General features: G+C 69.2%; 15 protein-coding genes. 12 read left to right on the top strand and 3 right to left on the bottom strand.

Annotated features, from left to right (window positions below):
• Positions 1 to 15: 15 nt before the first annotated feature.
• The 12 genes from VD997_02835 (at position 16) to VD997_02780 (ending at position 10,744) form a co-directional block, all read left to right on the top strand.
• On the top strand, positions 16 to 645 hold the full coding sequence (locus VD997_02835) for a pyridoxal-dependent decarboxylase (GenBank protein HYE60908.1): 630 nt from the start codon (positions 16 to 18) through the stop codon (positions 643 to 645).
• 2 nt (positions 646 to 647) lie between these two features.
• Positions 648 to 1,562, top strand: coding sequence for a pyridoxal-dependent decarboxylase (locus VD997_02830; GenBank protein ID HYE60907.1), 915 nt, complete (start codon positions 648 to 650; stop codon positions 1,560 to 1,562).
• 18 nt (positions 1,563 to 1,580) lie between these two features.
• Positions 1,581 to 2,138 (top strand): hypothetical protein, encoded by a 558-nt coding sequence (locus VD997_02825; GenBank protein ID HYE60906.1) that lies wholly within the window; start codon positions 1,581 to 1,583, stop codon positions 2,136 to 2,138.
• A gap of 42 nt (positions 2,139 to 2,180) precedes the next feature.
• Positions 2,181 to 2,813, top strand: coding sequence for an SRPBCC domain-containing protein (locus VD997_02820; GenBank protein ID HYE60905.1), 633 nt, complete (start codon positions 2,181 to 2,183; stop codon positions 2,811 to 2,813).
• A gap of 3 nt (positions 2,814 to 2,816) precedes the next feature.
• Positions 2,817 to 4,232, top strand: a complete 1,416-nt coding sequence (locus VD997_02815; protein HYE60904.1) for a cyanophycinase — start codon at positions 2,817 to 2,819, stop codon at positions 4,230 to 4,232.
• A 75-nt stretch (positions 4,233 to 4,307) separates the two neighbouring features.
• Positions 4,308 to 4,838: a hypothetical protein gene (locus VD997_02810; GenBank protein ID HYE60903.1), complete on the top strand. Its 531-nt coding sequence runs from the start codon at positions 4,308 to 4,310 to the stop codon at positions 4,836 to 4,838.
• Positions 4,839 to 4,970: 132 nt separating this feature from the next.
• A complete protein-coding gene (locus tag VD997_02805) occupies positions 4,971 to 5,684 on the top strand; it encodes a class I SAM-dependent methyltransferase (protein ID HYE60902.1) in 714 nt (237 codons plus the stop codon).
• Between the two features lie 110 nt (positions 5,685 to 5,794).
• Entirely contained in the window at positions 5,795 to 6,316 is a 522-nt protein-coding gene (locus tag VD997_02800; protein ID HYE60901.1) for an SRPBCC family protein, read from the top strand.
• Positions 6,235 to 7,554, top strand: a complete 1,320-nt coding sequence (locus tag VD997_02795) for a cysteine desulfurase family protein (protein HYE60900.1) — start codon at positions 6,235 to 6,237, stop codon at positions 7,552 to 7,554. Before VD997_02800 ends, VD997_02795 begins: the two co-directional genes overlap by 82 nt.
• Positions 7,555 to 7,585: 31 nt before the next feature.
• Positions 7,586 to 8,443, top strand: a complete 858-nt coding sequence (locus tag VD997_02790) for a hypothetical protein (protein HYE60899.1) — start codon at positions 7,586 to 7,588, stop codon at positions 8,441 to 8,443.
• Positions 8,444 to 8,481: 38 nt separating this feature from the next.
• Positions 8,482 to 9,360, top strand: coding sequence for an ABC transporter ATP-binding protein (locus VD997_02785; GenBank protein HYE60898.1), 879 nt, complete (start codon positions 8,482 to 8,484; stop codon positions 9,358 to 9,360).
• 127 nt (positions 9,361 to 9,487) lie between these two features.
• The gene (locus VD997_02780) at positions 9,488 to 10,744 is read left to right on the top strand and encodes an MlaD family protein (protein HYE60897.1); all 1,257 of its coding nucleotides are present in this window, start codon (positions 9,488 to 9,490) and stop codon (positions 10,742 to 10,744) included.
• 55 nt (positions 10,745 to 10,799) lie between these two features.
• Here VD997_02780 and VD997_02775 read toward each other — a convergent pair whose 3' ends face one another.
• The 3 genes from VD997_02775 to VD997_02765 all read right to left on the bottom strand — a co-directional run bounded on the left by VD997_02775 (position 10,800) and on the right by VD997_02765 (position 14,428).
• Positions 10,800 to 11,552, bottom strand: a complete 753-nt coding sequence (locus VD997_02775) for an FkbM family methyltransferase (protein HYE60896.1) — start codon at positions 11,550 to 11,552, stop codon at positions 10,800 to 10,802.
• Between the two features lie 182 nt (positions 11,553 to 11,734).
• The gene (locus VD997_02770; GenBank protein ID HYE60895.1) at positions 11,735 to 13,699 is read right to left on the bottom strand and encodes a transketolase; all 1,965 of its coding nucleotides are present in this window, start codon (positions 13,697 to 13,699) and stop codon (positions 11,735 to 11,737) included.
• Positions 13,700 to 14,278: 579 nt separating this feature from the next.
• The gene (locus tag VD997_02765; GenBank protein ID HYE60894.1) at positions 14,279 to 14,428 is read right to left on the bottom strand and encodes a hypothetical protein; all 150 of its coding nucleotides are present in this window, start codon (positions 14,426 to 14,428) and stop codon (positions 14,279 to 14,281) included.

Below are 14,428 nucleotides of genomic sequence, written 5' to 3'. Positions count from 1 at the left end.
GGTACGCTGACGCCCATGACGCCCGACGATTCGAGCCCCGTTCCGCACATGACCAGCGAGGAGTTCCGCGCGCTGGGGCACCGCATGGTCGACTGGATCGCGGCCTACTGGGACCGCGTGGAGTCGCTGCCGGTGCTGTCGCGGGTGACGCCGGGTGAGGTGAAGGGCGGGCTTCCCGAGTCGCCACCGGAGTCGGGGCTCGGCTCGCTCGGGGCGGAGCCGTCAGATGAATCGGGAGAGGGAGACTGGCCGCAGCTCGCCGCCGCGCCCGCGGATCAGGCGTGGTCAGCGGTGTTTGAAGACCTCGAGCGCACCATCCTCCCCGGCGTCACGCACTGGCAGAGCCCGAGCTTCTTCGGCTACTTCCCTGCCAACGCGTCGGGCCCCGCAGTGCTGGGCGAGCTGCTGAGCGCCGGGCTCGGTGTGCAGGGCATGCTGTGGGCCACCAGCCCCGCGTGCACAGAGCTCGAGGAGCGAGTGCTCGACTGGCTGGTCGAGGCGATGGGCCTGCCGCGGGAGTGGCGCAGCGACTCGGGCAAGGGCGCGGGCGTCATACAGGGCACGGCCAGCGAGGCCGCGCTCGTTGCACTGGTGGCCGCGCGCCAGCGTGCCCGCCGGCAGGGCTGGGACGGGCGGATGCGCTGACGGTGTACGCGTCCGAGCAGGCTCACTCGTCGATCATCAAGGCGGCCATGATCGCGGGGATCGCCAGCGGACCAGAGGACCGCGAGCACGTGCGGCTGGTGCCGGTGGACGCGTCGTTCGCGATGGATGCTCCCGCGCTCGCCCGCATGATCGCCGATGACATCGCGGCCGGGAAGTGGCCGTGTTTCGTGTGCGCGACACTGGGGACGACGGGGACGCTGGGGTTCGACAGCATCGTGAACATCGCGGCGGCGCGGGGCGGGGCGTGGCTGCACATCGACGCCGCGCACGCGGGCTCCGCGTGTGTGTGCCCCGAGTTCCGCTGGATGCTCGAGGGCGTCGAGCACGCCGACTCCTTCTGCTTCAACCCGCACAAGTGGCTGCTGACCAACTTCGACTGCGACTGCTTCTGGGTGCGCGACAAGCGCGGCCTCATCGACGCCCTCTCCATCACCCCCGAGTACCTCCGCAACACCGCCAGCGACTCGGGCGCCGTCACCGACTTCCGCGACCTGCAGGTGCCACTGGGCCGACGGTTCCGAGCCCTGAAACTTTGGTTCGTGCTGCGGCATTACGGGGTCGAAGGCCTGCGGGCGCAGATCCGCGAGCACGTGCGGCTGGCGGGGTTCCTCGAAGACCTCGTCCGTGCCGACGCTCGCTTCGAGCTGATCGGCGAGCGGCGGCTGAACCTCGTCTGCTTCCGCCTCCGCGGCGAGGGCCCCGCCGCCGACGAGCGCAACAAGCGGCTCCTCGACGCCGTGAACGCCTCCGGGCGTGCCTTTATCACCCACACGGTCGTGGAGGTTGGCGGCGTCCGCAAGTACGTCATCCGCGCGGCCATCGGCGCGACCCGCACGCAGGAGCGCCACGTGCGGGCTCTGTGGGAGCTGGTACAGCAGTGTGCTGCGGCGCTCTAGACCGGTACCATGGTGCACATGCTGAAGGCCCTGCCGCTGCTCCTCGCCGCTCTGCTCCTCGTCGGCTGCTCCCGCCCGACATCACCCGAGTTCCAGGTCGGCACCGGCCGCTACGCCGCCGCCTTCGACGCCGCGCGTGAGACGCTCCGCGACTACCGCTTCCAGCTCGAGCGCGTCGATGCCCAGCAGGGCGTCATTACCACGCAGCCCAAGGCCACCGCCGGGCTGGTCTCCATGTGGGACAAGGATCAGTCCTCGCTCTCGCAGGAGGTGGACGACACCGTAAACAACCAGTCACGCGTCGTCCGCATCACGTTCGAGAACGACGCGGGCGAGCCGGCACCCGTCGACCCCGCGGGCCTGTTGCGCGGACGTGTCGAGGTGACCGTGTACCGGCGTCAAAGCCCCGGCGTCCGCGTGTCGTCGCGGGCGATCGGCATGACCACCACAGCCAGCGACCCCCAGGCCGCGGCCCAGGGCGTGGGCGGCGAGTACAACGTCCCGGTCTCGCAGGACACACGCCTAGCCGCCCGCCTCGCGGCCGAGATCGAGAAGCGGCTGCTCAGGATCAAGTGAACCGCGCTTGGCGGACGCAGCCCGCGCGGTATCCTGCCGTCCATGCCGACGAAGACCGCCACCCCCGCACGCACTGGTAAAACCGTCGCAAAGGTCGCGAAGAAAGCCGCCACGTCTAAGAAAGCGGCAGGCGCGAAGCCCGCCGCGGGCATCTCTGACGGGGCGGTCGAGCGCGCCACCGGCAAGCCACAGTCCCACTGGTTCAAGGTTCTCGACACCTTCGCCAGAAAGCTCGGCGAGCACAACCACAAGCTCGCCGCCGAGCACCTGCACGACGCGCACGCCGTGCCCGAGTGGTGGTGCCAGATGGTCACGGTCGCCTACGAGCGCGACCGCGGCCTGCGCGCCAAGCACGAGCGTCCCGACGGCTTCTCCGTGAGCGCCAGCCGCACCATCAACGTGCCGATCAGCGACCTCTACAACGCCTGGAATGGCCGCGCCCGCGCCAAGTGGCTGCCCGATGACTTCACCGTCCGCAAGGCCACGCAGGACCGTTCCATCCGCATCACGTGGGGCGACGGCACGAACCTGGAGGTCATGTTCTACCCCAAGGGCGACAGCAAGGCCCAGGTGACCGTGCAGCACAGCAAGCTGCCCTCCGCCGCGGCGGGCAAGCGCGTCAAAGAGCAATGGGGCGCGCGGCTGGATGCCCTGCGCGACCTCCTGGAGCACTAACACATGCGACTTCTCGCCGCCACGGCCGCCGTTCTCCTGTGCCTTCAACACGCCCTCGCCCAGGGCTATCTCTGCGCCGAGGGCGGCGGCACCGGGCGTGGCCCCTGGGCCGCGGAGATGTACGGGTGGATGGCCGCGAAGGGTGGGAACGGGCACGTGGTGCTGCTCGGCGCGGTGGAGCTCGATGCGACCGACCAGCCCGACCCGCGGGAAGCGGCCTTCGTGAAGGCGGGCGCGAAGTCCGCCAAGAGCCTCGTCATCACCGAGAGGAACGCCGACACCCAGGAGACCTACGACGCCATCACCGCCGCATCCATCATCTTCATCCGGGGCGGGTCGCAGAGCCGCTACGTCCAGATGTGGCGCGGCACCAAAACCGAGGCCGCGATCCGCGAGGTGTTCAAGCGCGGCGGGGTTGTGGGCGGCACGAGCGCGGGCTGCGCCATCCTCGGCGAGCTCAGCTACGACGCCGTCAACGGCTCACTGCACCCCGACGAGATCGTCAAGGACGCCCGCCACCCCGACCTCACGCTCACGAAGGGCTACCTCGGGTTCGCCCCCGGCGTGCTGTTCGACACGCACTTCGGCGAACGGGCCCGGCTGCCGAGGCTGATGGCCATGCTGGCCCACGCCCGGGAGGTCCACAAGGCCGACGTGCTCGGCGTCGGGATGGACGCCCGCACCGCCCTGTGCGTCTCCCCCGATGGCACGGCGGAGGTGAAGGGCGAGGGTGTGGCCGTGCTGCTGGAGCTCTCACCCAGCTCGCGCATTGAGATCGTCAAGGACCGCCCGCCCCTGGTTTCCTTCGTCTTCATCACGATCGCCCCCGCGGGCGCGAAGCTGGACCTCAAGACGCGCCAGTTCATCACGGCGCGTGAACCGACGCCGGCGCGCACGGGCGGTTGGTCAATCACAAGCACCGAGATAGAGGTGCCCTTCACCGCCGCGCCACAGCCCGCGCCCCAGGGCGACGCGCCAGACCCGGCGAAGCGGGGATCGCCCGAGTGGACGCGCGTCGCCACGATGGGGGGCGGCCCGACCGTGTGGGTCGTCGGCAACCCTTATTCAGACGCCCGCCCCGTGATGGAGCGGATCAACACCATTTCTTGCGAGCGACAGGTGGCGGTGATGGCCCCGCCCGGCACGCAGTTGTCCTTCCTCGATACGCACATCAACATCGCGGTGCGCCCCGGGGCAACCGCGGCATCATCGGTGATACTCGACGGCGCGCACGCGCTCGAGGCATTCGCGCCCGGCTCGCTCAAGGCGGCCTCGCTGCACCGGGGTCTCGTCCACCTGCTGCCGCCCGGGTGGGGTGTCGACCTCGTCAGCGGCCAGGCTGTGCCGGCCCCGCTACCGATTCCACCGAAAGTCGACCATTCGACCGGGCTGTCGCCGGAGAGCCCGAAGCCGCGGTGAACCAGCAGCCCGGGCTGCCGTTTTCCCCCCTGAAATGCCGCCGGCTCGCCTCCCAATAACAGGGCGGAGGCTCCTATGCGCCGCATCCTGTCGCTGGTCCGCCGCCCGTTCGCCGTGCTGCTCACGCTGCCCTGGAGGGGCTACAAGGGCCTGTGGTGGGCCTTTGGCGACGAAGCGCTCGCCCCCGAGAGCATCAAGGGCACGCTGAAGGCCGGCTTCGGCTCCACCCTGCTCGCCTCATTCGCGTCCGCCATCGGCGTCTCCGCCGCGGCCGACTCCGGCGCGTTCACCGCGCCCACCGCGTGGGTTGTGTGGGGCTGGATCACGCTGCTGGCGGGCGTTCTCAGCGTGTGGGCGGTCAAGCATGTGGGGCGTCAGCAGGCCGCCCGCAAACCCGCGGACTGGAAGGCCAACGCCGCCGCCGCGGCCGCGGGTTTCCGCGACATGGGGCGCGAGGTCGCGGGCGCCGCGGTGAAGTGCAAGGACGCCACCGTCACGGTGGGCTCGCACATGGGCACGGCGGGTCGCCAGGTTGCACAGGCAGGCAAGTCCACGTGCGAGTACGCGCGTCGCGTGCGTGCGTGGGTGAGGCCTCGCCCGAGCTGAGCTCTCCAAGAAGCCGAGACTGAGCCGCTCCGGGCGAAGTCCCGGATCGGCGGACGACACTCGCTGAGGCAGACCAAGGCCACCGAGATGAGGACATCTCGGTGGCACGTTTGTCGCGGTTATGCTCATCTCATGGAGATGACGCCGCAGCGGTGGGACGCGACCCGTGACTACCTCGCCCGCGTGTTCGGCGGGTCGGACCCGCACCTTGCCACGCTGATGGACCGCGCCCGGGCCGCGGGGCTGCCCGATATCGCCGTGTCGCCCGACGTCGGCCGCCTGCTCCAGCTGCTCGCGACCACCGCCACGCAGGCCCCCGCCGCCCGCGGCGTCATCATCGAGGTCGGCACACTGGCCGGGTACTCGGGCATCTGGCTCGCCCGCGCCCTCCCGCCCGCCGGTCGCCTCATCGCCATCGAGTTCGAGCCCAAGCACGCGGCCTTCGCCCAGCGGGAGTTCGAGGCCGCGGGCCTGGCCGACCGCGTGCAGGTCATTACCGGCGCGGCCCTTGACGTGCTCCCCCGCCTTGCCCGCGAGCTCGGCCCCGCGTCCATCGACGTCGCCTTCATCGACGCCGTCAAGACCGAGTACCTCGCCTACTTCGAGCACCTCCGCCCCATGATCCGGCCCCGGCGGTCTGTTCATCGCCGACAACGCCCTGGGCGCCGGCAACTGGTGGATCGACAGCAACACCCCCGAGCAGCACGCGGTGGACACGTTCAACCGGACGGTCGCCGCGGACCCCGCCTTCGTTACCGCGTGCGTCCCGATCCGGGAAGGCGTGCTGATCGCGCGCAAGTCATGAGCTTTGCGGCGACCGTTCGTAACGAGCCCCGAACGAAGTGAGCGGGCCGGGCAGCCCTGCGTGCAAGGTTGACCGGAGGACCCGTCACTGCGTTTCGGGCTCGTTCCCAACGGGTCTCGCACGCACCAAACCCGCCGGTATGCTGTCCACCATGATCTGGCTCTACATCGCCCTCGCCGCCATCGGCCTGCTCGCGCTCTTCCTCCTGACCATGCACCTTCTCGGCAAGCGCCTGCCCGAGGAGCACACCGCCAGCGCCGCCATCACGCTCAACCAGCCGCAGCAGGTCGTGTGGGACACCATCGCCGACATCGCCGGCCATAAGAACTGGGTCAAGGGCATCAACAAACTGGAGCGCCTGCCCGACCGCGACGGGCACCCCGTGTGGAAGCAGCAGATGGGCCGCAACAGCTTCGTGCTGGTGTTCAGTGAGATCCAGCCGCCCACCCGCATGGTCGGCACCATCGCCGACGACGCCCAGTTCTTCAGCGGCAACTGGGAGTACCTCGTGTCACCCGAGGGCGGCGGCACGCGCGTCACGCTCACCGAGCGCGGGCGCGTAAAGCACGCCATCCCCCGCGCAATGATGGAATACCTGTTCGGCAAGGACACCTACCTCAAGCGGCACCTGCGCGACCTCGCGGCGAAGTTCGGCGAGAAGGCCCCGTTCTGACCCGCGGCCCTGAACAGCACACCCAGCGCACGCCCTCATACCCTTCCCGCATCATCTACCTCGATAACAACGCGACCACGCGCCCCAGCGAGGCGGTGGTGCGCGCGGTGGAAACAGCCCTCCGCGAGTACTGGCACAACCCCTCGAGCGTGCACCGAGCGGGCCAGGCCGCGCGCCAGCAGGTGGAACTCGCCCGCCAGTCCGCCGCCGACCTCATCGGGGCCAAAGCCCGCGAGATCACCTTCACCTCCGGCGGCACCGAGGCCATCGACCTCGCCGTCCGCGGCGTGCTGCACGCCCTGCCCGAATCGCGGCGCGTGCTCGTGACCACCAAGGCCGAGCACGCGGCCGTGCGTGACATTGGCGAAGAGTTGGAGAAGACCGGGCACACCCGCTGGCTCCGCCTCTCGAGCCACGGCCTCATCGACCTCGCCGACCTCGCCGCCAAGCTGACACCGGATGTCGGCCTCGTCAGCGTGCAGTGGTGCAACAACGAAACCGGCGTCGTGCAGCCGGTGGCCAACATCGCCCGCCTCTGCCGGGAACGCGGCGTGCTGTTCCACTGCGACGGCACGCAGTGGGTCGGCAAGGAGCCCGTCACCGAACTCCCCTGCGACCTGCTGACCTTCTCCCCCCACAAGTTCCACGGGCCAAAGGGCGTCGGCGTGCTGTGGGTGCGCAGCGGCGTGCGGCTGCGCCCGCGCGTCCTGGGCACCCAGGAGCTGGGTCGACGCGGCGGCACCGAGAACGTCGCCGGCATCATCGGCGCGGGCGTAGCCTGCGCGGAGGCGGCGGAGTGGTTTAAGAATGCGGGCGAGCGCGAGCGGCTCCAAGGACTGAGGGATCGGTTTGAATCGCTCGTTGTGAGGGCTGTGCCGGATGCGGTGGTCAACGGAACTCCCACTGGAAGACATAGCGACGAAGACGTCGCCATGGCACGCGGAGCAGCCGCCGTGCCACGCATCTGGAACACCACCAACATCGGCTTCCCGCGCCTGGAAGCCGAGGCCCTGCTGATGCTCCTCAGCGAGCGCGGCCTGTGCGCCTCCGCCGGGGCCGCGTGCAGCTCCGGCTCGCTCGACCCCTCCCCGGTCCTGCTGGCCATGGGCGTGCCCGAGGAGGTCGCCCACGGCTCGGTCCGCTTCAGCCTCTCGCGCGAGACCACCCCGGCCGAGATCGAGCAGGGTGCGGCCATCGTCATCGAGTGCGTGGACCGGTTGCGGAGGTCGATGACGTGATCGACGGGGTTGCCCGCATACCCTCGGGGTCATGAGCCAGTACAGCCCGGGCTACCCCAACTACCCCTCCGAGCCCTACGTCGAGCAGCGGACCAGCGTCATGGCCGTGCTGTCGCTGGTCTTTTCCCTGATCTGCTGCCCGCCCGGCCCCGCCGTGCTGGGCACGCTCTTCGGCGTCGCCGCCCTCATCGTCATTGCCAACAGCAACGGCCGCCTGGTGGGCCGCGGGCTGGCGATCGCCGGCATCATCATCTCGCTCGTGGTCTCGGCCGTGTGGCTGGGGCTTTCGATCGGCGGCGGGCATCTGTGGGCCGGCTACCAGCGCGAGGTGGCGACGCCGCTCACCGAGAAGTTCCGCGCTCTTGATACCGGCGACTACACCACCTTCCGCACCATGCTGACCCCCGAGGCAAACGCTCGCATCACCGACGCCGACCTTGACACCTTCCGGTCCTCCTACCAGGCGGAGCTCGGGCACGTGACCGGCGCCCCCGGCACGCTGATCGAGTTCGGCAAGGCCGCCATGGGCTCGGCCGACGCCTTCCAGGCCGCGCAAGGCCGCAACGACGTCTTCCCGCTCGTGATGACCTTTGACAAGGGCTCGGGCGTCGCCTGGCTGCAGCTCGACCCCGCCGGCCGAAGCAGCAGCAAGAACAATCAGCAGCCGCAGTTCTCCAACGTGATCATCTCCAGCCCCAAGGGCAGCAAGTGGACCCTGTGGGACCCCGCCCGCCTGCCCCCCGGCAGCAACCCCACGACGCCAGCACTGCCCGACGGCTCCAAGCCCGACGCGCCGACCGCTCCCACACCCGAGAATCCTGCGGACGCGCCGGCCGATCAGCCGACGGAGACTCCCGCGGAGACGCCCAAGCCCCCGTCGGGCGGCTGATCGCCGCGGCAGCCGGGCAGAGCGCGCAAGGGACCCTCATGGACGAGCCCGTCATCCAGTGCCAGGGCGTGGTCAAACGCTTCGACGGGCGGGCCGTGCTCCAGGGCGTCAACCTTGAGGTCCGCCGCGGCGAAACCATGGTCATCATGGGCGGCAGCGGCTCGGGCAAGAGCACGCTGCTCCGCCTCATCATCGGCTCGTTCCGCCCCGAGGAGGGCTCGATCCACGTCCTTGGCGAGGACATGACCGCCGCCACCCCCGCGCGCCTCGACGAGGTCCGCAAGCGCTTCGGCATCCTCTTCCAATCGGGCGCCCTGTTCAACTCCATGACGCTCGCGGAGAACGTGGCCCTGCCCATCCAGGAGCACACCGAGCTCTCCCGCAACATCATCGATATCCAGGTGAAGATCAAACTCGAGCTCGTCGGTCTGCTCGAGCACGCCGACAAGTACCCCTCGCAGATCTCCGGCGGCATGAAGAAGCGGGCGGGCCTGGCCCGCGCCCTCGCCCTCGACCCCGAGATCCTCTTCTACGACGAGCCCAGCGCCGGCCTGGACCCCGTCACCAGCGCCCAGATCGACCAGCTCATCATCGACCTCAGCAAGAAGCTCGGCGTCACCAGCGTGGTCGTCACCCACGAGATGGACTCGGCCTTCACCATCGCCGACCGCATGGCCATGCTCGACAAGGGCCGCATGCTCACCGTCAATACCCGCGAGTGGTATGACCGCGTCCGCAAAACCTCCGAGGACGCCGCCGCGGCCCTCTCCCCCGACGAGCGCCTGATCCGCCAGTTCCTCCGCGGCGACGCCCAGGGCCCCATCACCGACCGGCGCGACCAGGGGCTGCTCGAACGCGAGCTGTTCGGAATGACCAGGCCGCTGGCTGTTCCCAGTATCGAACCCACCCGGGGCTGAGGGACTGCGATAGACGTTCGGTACGAGCCCCGAACGCAGTGAGCGGGCCGTGCCACCTTCGACGCCGCTCCGCCCACAGACCCGTCACTGCGTTCCGGGCTTGTTCACAACGTGATAGAGTGCACCCATGTCCACCCGCGCAGCGCGGAACAACATCCTGGCCGGCGGCTTCGTGCTCACGGCCCTCGCCCTTGGCGTCTGGGCCAGCTTCAAGCTCAGCTCTGTCCCGCCCATGAGCGGCCTCACCCGCTTCACCGTCCGCTTCTCGCTGGAGGACGGCGCCACCGGCCTCAAGCCCGGGTCCGAGGTACTGCTCGCGGGGCAGCGGATCGGGCGCGTGCTGGCCGTGGACTTCGCCCGCCAGGACGGCGTGCCGACCGGTGTCGTCGTCGATGTCGAGACCCGCGCGGACGTCACCATTTACGAGGACGCCGGCGTCTTCCTCCAGCTCCCCCTGCTCGGCACGCTCAGCAGCATCAACATCTCCAGCGTCGGCACCGGGCGCGTGCCCCAGCACATCGGCGCCACTGCGAAGGTCGAGACCGGCGACACCGTCCCTGGCAAGCTCGCGCCGCCCGCCTTCCTGGCTCAGGCCGGCTTCGGCAGCGAGCAGGTGTCGCAGATGCGCTCCTCCCTCGCCTCCCTCGAAGCCTCGCTCGCGCGCGTCGCCGGCCTCATCGAGCGCTCCGGCCCGATGGTCGAGACCAGCCTCTCCGACGCCCAGGCACTCATCAACCAGCTCCGCAGCAAGCTCAGCGAGTGGTCGGTCCTCGTCGACCGCACGGCAGCGAACATCGAGAAGGCCTCCCAGCGCCTCGACCCCATGCTCAGCAATGCGGAGACCTCCCTCGATGACGCCGCGGCCACCGCCACCGAGGTCCGCCGCCTCGTTGCCGACAACCGCGACCGCCTCACGCAGATCCTCGCCAACCTCGAGAGCGCCACCGCCAAGCTCGACCGCGAGACCCTCACGCACCTCAACGACGCCCTCGCCAAGGGACGCGACGCCCTCGACACCTTCTCCGGCGCGCTCGCCACCGTCACCACCGTGGTCAAGCAAGAGACGCCCAGCCTGCACCGCACAATGGCCAACCTGCGGCTGATGAGCGACCAGCTCAAGCTGACCGCCATCGAGATCCGCAGCCAGCCCTGGCGCCTGCTCCACACTCCCACCACCAAGGAGCTGAGCACGCAGGTGCTCTACGACGCCACCCGCGCCTACGCCGAGGCCGCGAGCGACCTCCGCGCCGCCAGCGAGGCCCTCAAGGCCGTGCAGACCGGCGATGGCGCCGCCGAAGCCAGCGAAACCCTCACCCGCGCGGTCGAGAAGTACCGCGCCGCCGAGAAGGCGCTGATGGAGCGGCTGATCGCGGAAGAAAAGTAAAGAGCCGATCGCGTAAGCGATCGAATCTCATCACGACGGCAAGCTGCGCGTCATCTCAGCACGCCCCCGCAGTCTCGGCCTGAACCGAACCCGTCGCGGGCGACCGCGCAGCCGCGTGGACAAACAGCACATTCCCCCACGCCATCCCCTTCGGCGTCGCGCAGTGCGTATAGAACGTCACCACCCGGAACCCCAGCGGCGCCAACAACTGGTCGATATCGCGGAAGTTGGAGTGCGGCTCGGGGGTCACGCGGTCGAACTCGCACTCCACCATCACGGCCCGCACGCGCCCGGCCGCGAGGGTGCCCTCGAAGCCGCGGAGCACCTGCACGTCAAAGCCCTCGGTGTCGATCTTCAGCAGGTCGATCGAGGTTAGCCCCTCCCCGGCCATCCAGCGGTCGCCGGTAGTGATCCGCACCATCGCCGTGTTGGTCGCCCCCGCGCCGGCGCGGTTGAGCACCGAGTTGCGCTCATCCGCCTGCCCCAGCTCGATGGCGACGGTCTCCTCGCGCGCGCCCAGGCCGAAGGGGATGGCCCGCACCCGGGGCAGGTGCGCGACATTGGTGCGCAGCTGCTCATAGGTCGCGGGCACGGGCTCGAAGGCGTAGATGTTCGCTCCCGGGAACGCGCGGGCGTACTCAAGCGCGGTCTGCCCCATGTTCGCGCCAACGTCCAGGATGGTCGCCGGCGCCCCGAAGAGCCGCTCAACGTCGTACGCCGGGACGATGCCGAAGGGCAGGAGCCGCTTGCGAAAGACCAGGACCCCCGCGCGGGCAAGCAGCGACTGGAGTGTCTTGATGGGTCTCAACGGATGTCTCCCACACGGTGACTCACACCGGCACTATACATGACCGCCGCGGCGATGCTGCCTAAATCACGCTCGCGGGGGGGTTACGCTCAAGTGATTCTCACGCCGGTGTTTGGACGCGCTCAAAAACAGCGAGGGCCGGCGCTGGGCCGGCCCCCGGAACGACGTATGGAAGAGAGCTCTCAGACCCCCAGCATCTTCATCACGTTCTTCTGGATATCAGTCGCGGTGAGGCCGCACATCGCCAGCACCTCCTCCGGCGTCCGGGCGCTCTTCGGAATCCGCTTCACGTGCATCTGCTGGAGCTTGAAGGCGTCGCCGCTTTCGAGCAGTGCGTCGGCCACGGCGGAGCCGATGCCGCCGCCGAAGTTGTCCTCGATGGTCATGCACAGGCCGTTGTTGGCGCCGATGATGTCGAGGAGCGCGTCGGTGTCGAAGGGGATGGAGTAGAGGTCGACGAGCGTCGCGGAGACGCCGGCCTTGTCGAGGAGCTCGACGGCCTTGTTGGCCTCGTGCACCATGTAGCCGGAGGCACAGATACAGATGTCGCGGCCTTCGTTGAGCACCTCGAAGCCGCCGAGGTTGAACACCACGTCGTCGCTGTAGATGAACTCGGTGTCGGCCCGCAGCGTCCGCATGTAGCAGACGCCCTCGTACTCGGCCATGACCTGCGTGAGGGCGTACGCGGCGTAGGCGTCGCTGGGCTGGAGGATGTAGCAGCCGGGGTTGCCGCGGTGGTCCTTCATGGTGGTGAAGGCGCGGAACCAGGAGACGTCGGGCAGCGACATCTGGCTGGGCCCGTCGGCGGCGAGCGTGACGCCCGCGTGGCTGCCGACGATCTTGAGGTTGGCGCCCGAGTAGATCGCCATCTCGATCTGGTCGTACGCGCGGGTGACGAACTTGGCGAAGGTGCTGGCGAAGGGGACCTTGCCGCCCGCGGCGACGCCGGCCGCGACCGAGTACATGTTCTGCTCGGCGATCTTGCATTCGAGGAAGCGCGGCGCGGTCTTGGTGTCCTTCTTGAAGTACTCGGCGAAGGTGGAGTTGGAGACGTCGGCGTCGAGCACGACGATCTTGGGGTTGACCTGGCCCATGGCACGCAGGGCGATGCCGTAGGCGCGGCGGGTGGCCATGTTGCCCGAGTGGATCATCGACTCCATGTCGAACTTCTTCATGGCCTCGGTGAGCGTCGGGTACTCGGGGCTGGTGTAGTCCTGCTCGGGGGCGTCGGCGGGGTTCTGGATGGTGAACTGGTCGGTGGTCGCGAGCGCGGTGGTCGCCTCGACGCGCTTCTGGTCGAGCTCGGCGTAGGCCTTCTTGAGGGCGTCGCCGGTGGGCGGCTTGCCGTGCCAGCCCGCGCCCTGGAGCGAGGGGCAGCCCCAGCCCTTGACGGTCTTAGCCACGACGGCCATGGGCGTGCCGTTGCGGTTGTCCTGAAGGGACGCAAAGGCGTCGAAGGCGTTCTTGATCTGCGAAGGGCTGTGGCCGTCGATGATGCGGGCGTCGAAGCCGTAGGCCTTGAGCTTCTCGGCGAGGACCTCGGCGGACTGCTGGTTGCTGACGCGGTCGGCCTGGCCGTAGTCGTTGCAGTTGAAGATGGGCAGCACGTTGCGGAGCTTGCGGTCGATGATGTAGTCCATCGCCTCGGCGATCTGGCCCTCGCGGCTCTCACCGTCGCCCATGATGCAGTAGATGCGCTTGTCCATGTTGTCCAGGCGCGCGGCCTCCGCGAGGCCCGCGGCGACGGAGAGTCCCATGCCCAGCGAGCCGGTGGCGGCGTCGAAGAAGGGGAAGCCTTCCATCGGGTTGGGGTGGCCCTCGAGGATGCTGGTGCCCATGCGCAGGCCCTTGAGCTCATCGACGGTGAGCTTCTTGCGGGTCTCGCCCTTGCCCACCATGACGCCCAGCTTGGCGGCGGCGGCGTACACGATCGGCACTGCGTGACCCTCGCTCAGCACCAGCCGATCCGACGTCGGGTAATCGGGGTACTCGGGGCTCCAGCGCATGGCGGAGAACATGAGCACCGTGACGATGTGGCCGAGGGACATGGCGGAGCTGGGGTGGCCCGAGCCCGCGGCGGCGCACATTTCGAGGGAGAGACGGTCGAGCTCGATGGCCTGGGCGTTGACGACGGCTTCGAAAGACATTCGCGTGGCTCCCTTTGCTTGACCCGGCCTCTCGCCGTTTCGGCGGACCTTCTCCCCCGTTGCCACGCGCCCGGGAGGGAGAGAGGAGGAGGGGGATAAGGAGCCTGCGAGAGGCCGTGCGGACTGTTGGACTGCGACACACCCACCACCTGTCCCTGCACCCGGACACCCACGCGGGCGCCACGGCAGCAGGGCCCCCGGCCAAGCCCTCTCCTCGAGGTGCCCGAACCGGGGCAGGTCCGGGAGTATCTGGCCTGACGCCGGGCTTGGCAAGGGGCGGACCCCCACCGGGTGCAAAAGTTGTGCCATGCGGCGGGGCTGCGGAGAGCCCGGGGAGCGCAAGAAACGTTCGCAACGAGCCCCGAACGAAGTGAGCGGGCGGTGCTGCCCTCGTCACCGATCACCCCGAGGACCCGTCACTGCGTTCCGGGCTCGTACCGAACGGTTCAGGCGCTCGCCCCCAGCGCGTCGTTCGTAACGAGCCCCGAACGAAGTGAGCGGGCGGTGCTGCCCTCGTCGCCGGCCCCGAAGAGGACCCGTCACTGCGTTCCGGGCTCGTACCCAACGCCACTCGTCCGATCAATCCGCCGGATCGTCCCACGGCTCATCCCGATACGTCGCGTTCCGCCCCTTCGTTGCCGGCTGGCGGTGGTGCCACCAGATCTGCATGCCCTTGAACAGTGGCACGAGCAGCGCGATCCCCACCATCACCCAGCACGCGTCGCTCAT

This window comes from Phycisphaerales bacterium (genome assembly GCA_035627955.1).
In the GTDB taxonomy this organism is placed as follows: domain Bacteria; phylum Planctomycetota; class Phycisphaerae; order Phycisphaerales; family UBA1924; genus JAEYTB01.
The sequence above is the reverse complement of the archived record's forward strand: the minus strand, read 5'-3'. Positions and strand labels throughout refer to the sequence as shown.

What these genes read in the sequence shown, in the direction of transcription:
- VD997_02805 (HYE60902.1), top strand. Translation starts at nt 4,971, where the DNA reads ATGGAGATGACGCCGCAGCGGTGGGACGCGACCCGTGACTACCTCGCC.
- VD997_02825 (HYE60906.1), top strand. Translation starts at nt 1,581, where the DNA reads ATGCTGAAGGCCCTGCCGCTGCTCCTCGCCGCTCTGCTCCTCGTCGGC.
- VD997_02780 (HYE60897.1), top strand. Translation starts at nt 9,488, where the DNA reads ATGTCCACCCGCGCAGCGCGGAACAACATCCTGGCCGGCGGCTTCGTG.
- VD997_02835 (HYE60908.1), top strand. Translation starts at nt 16, where the DNA reads ATGACGCCCGACGATTCGAGCCCCGTTCCGCACATGACCAGCGAGGAG.
- VD997_02820 (HYE60905.1), top strand. Translation starts at nt 2,181, where the DNA reads ATGCCGACGAAGACCGCCACCCCCGCACGCACTGGTAAAACCGTCGCA.
- VD997_02770 (HYE60895.1), bottom strand. Translation starts at nt 13,699, where the DNA reads ATGTCTTTCGAAGCCGTCGTCAACGCCCAGGCCATCGAGCTCGACCGT.
- VD997_02765 (HYE60894.1), bottom strand. Translation starts at nt 14,428, where the DNA reads ATGAGCGACGCGTGCTGGGTGATGGTGGGGATCGCGCTGCTCGTGCCA.
- VD997_02790 (HYE60899.1), top strand. Translation starts at nt 7,586, where the DNA reads ATGAGCCAGTACAGCCCGGGCTACCCCAACTACCCCTCCGAGCCCTAC.
- VD997_02810 (HYE60903.1), top strand. Translation starts at nt 4,308, where the DNA reads ATGCGCCGCATCCTGTCGCTGGTCCGCCGCCCGTTCGCCGTGCTGCTC.
- VD997_02800 (HYE60901.1), top strand. Translation starts at nt 5,795, where the DNA reads ATGATCTGGCTCTACATCGCCCTCGCCGCCATCGGCCTGCTCGCGCTC.
- VD997_02785 (HYE60898.1), top strand. Translation starts at nt 8,482, where the DNA reads ATGGACGAGCCCGTCATCCAGTGCCAGGGCGTGGTCAAACGCTTCGAC.
- VD997_02815 (HYE60904.1), top strand. Translation starts at nt 2,817, where the DNA reads ATGCGACTTCTCGCCGCCACGGCCGCCGTTCTCCTGTGCCTTCAACAC.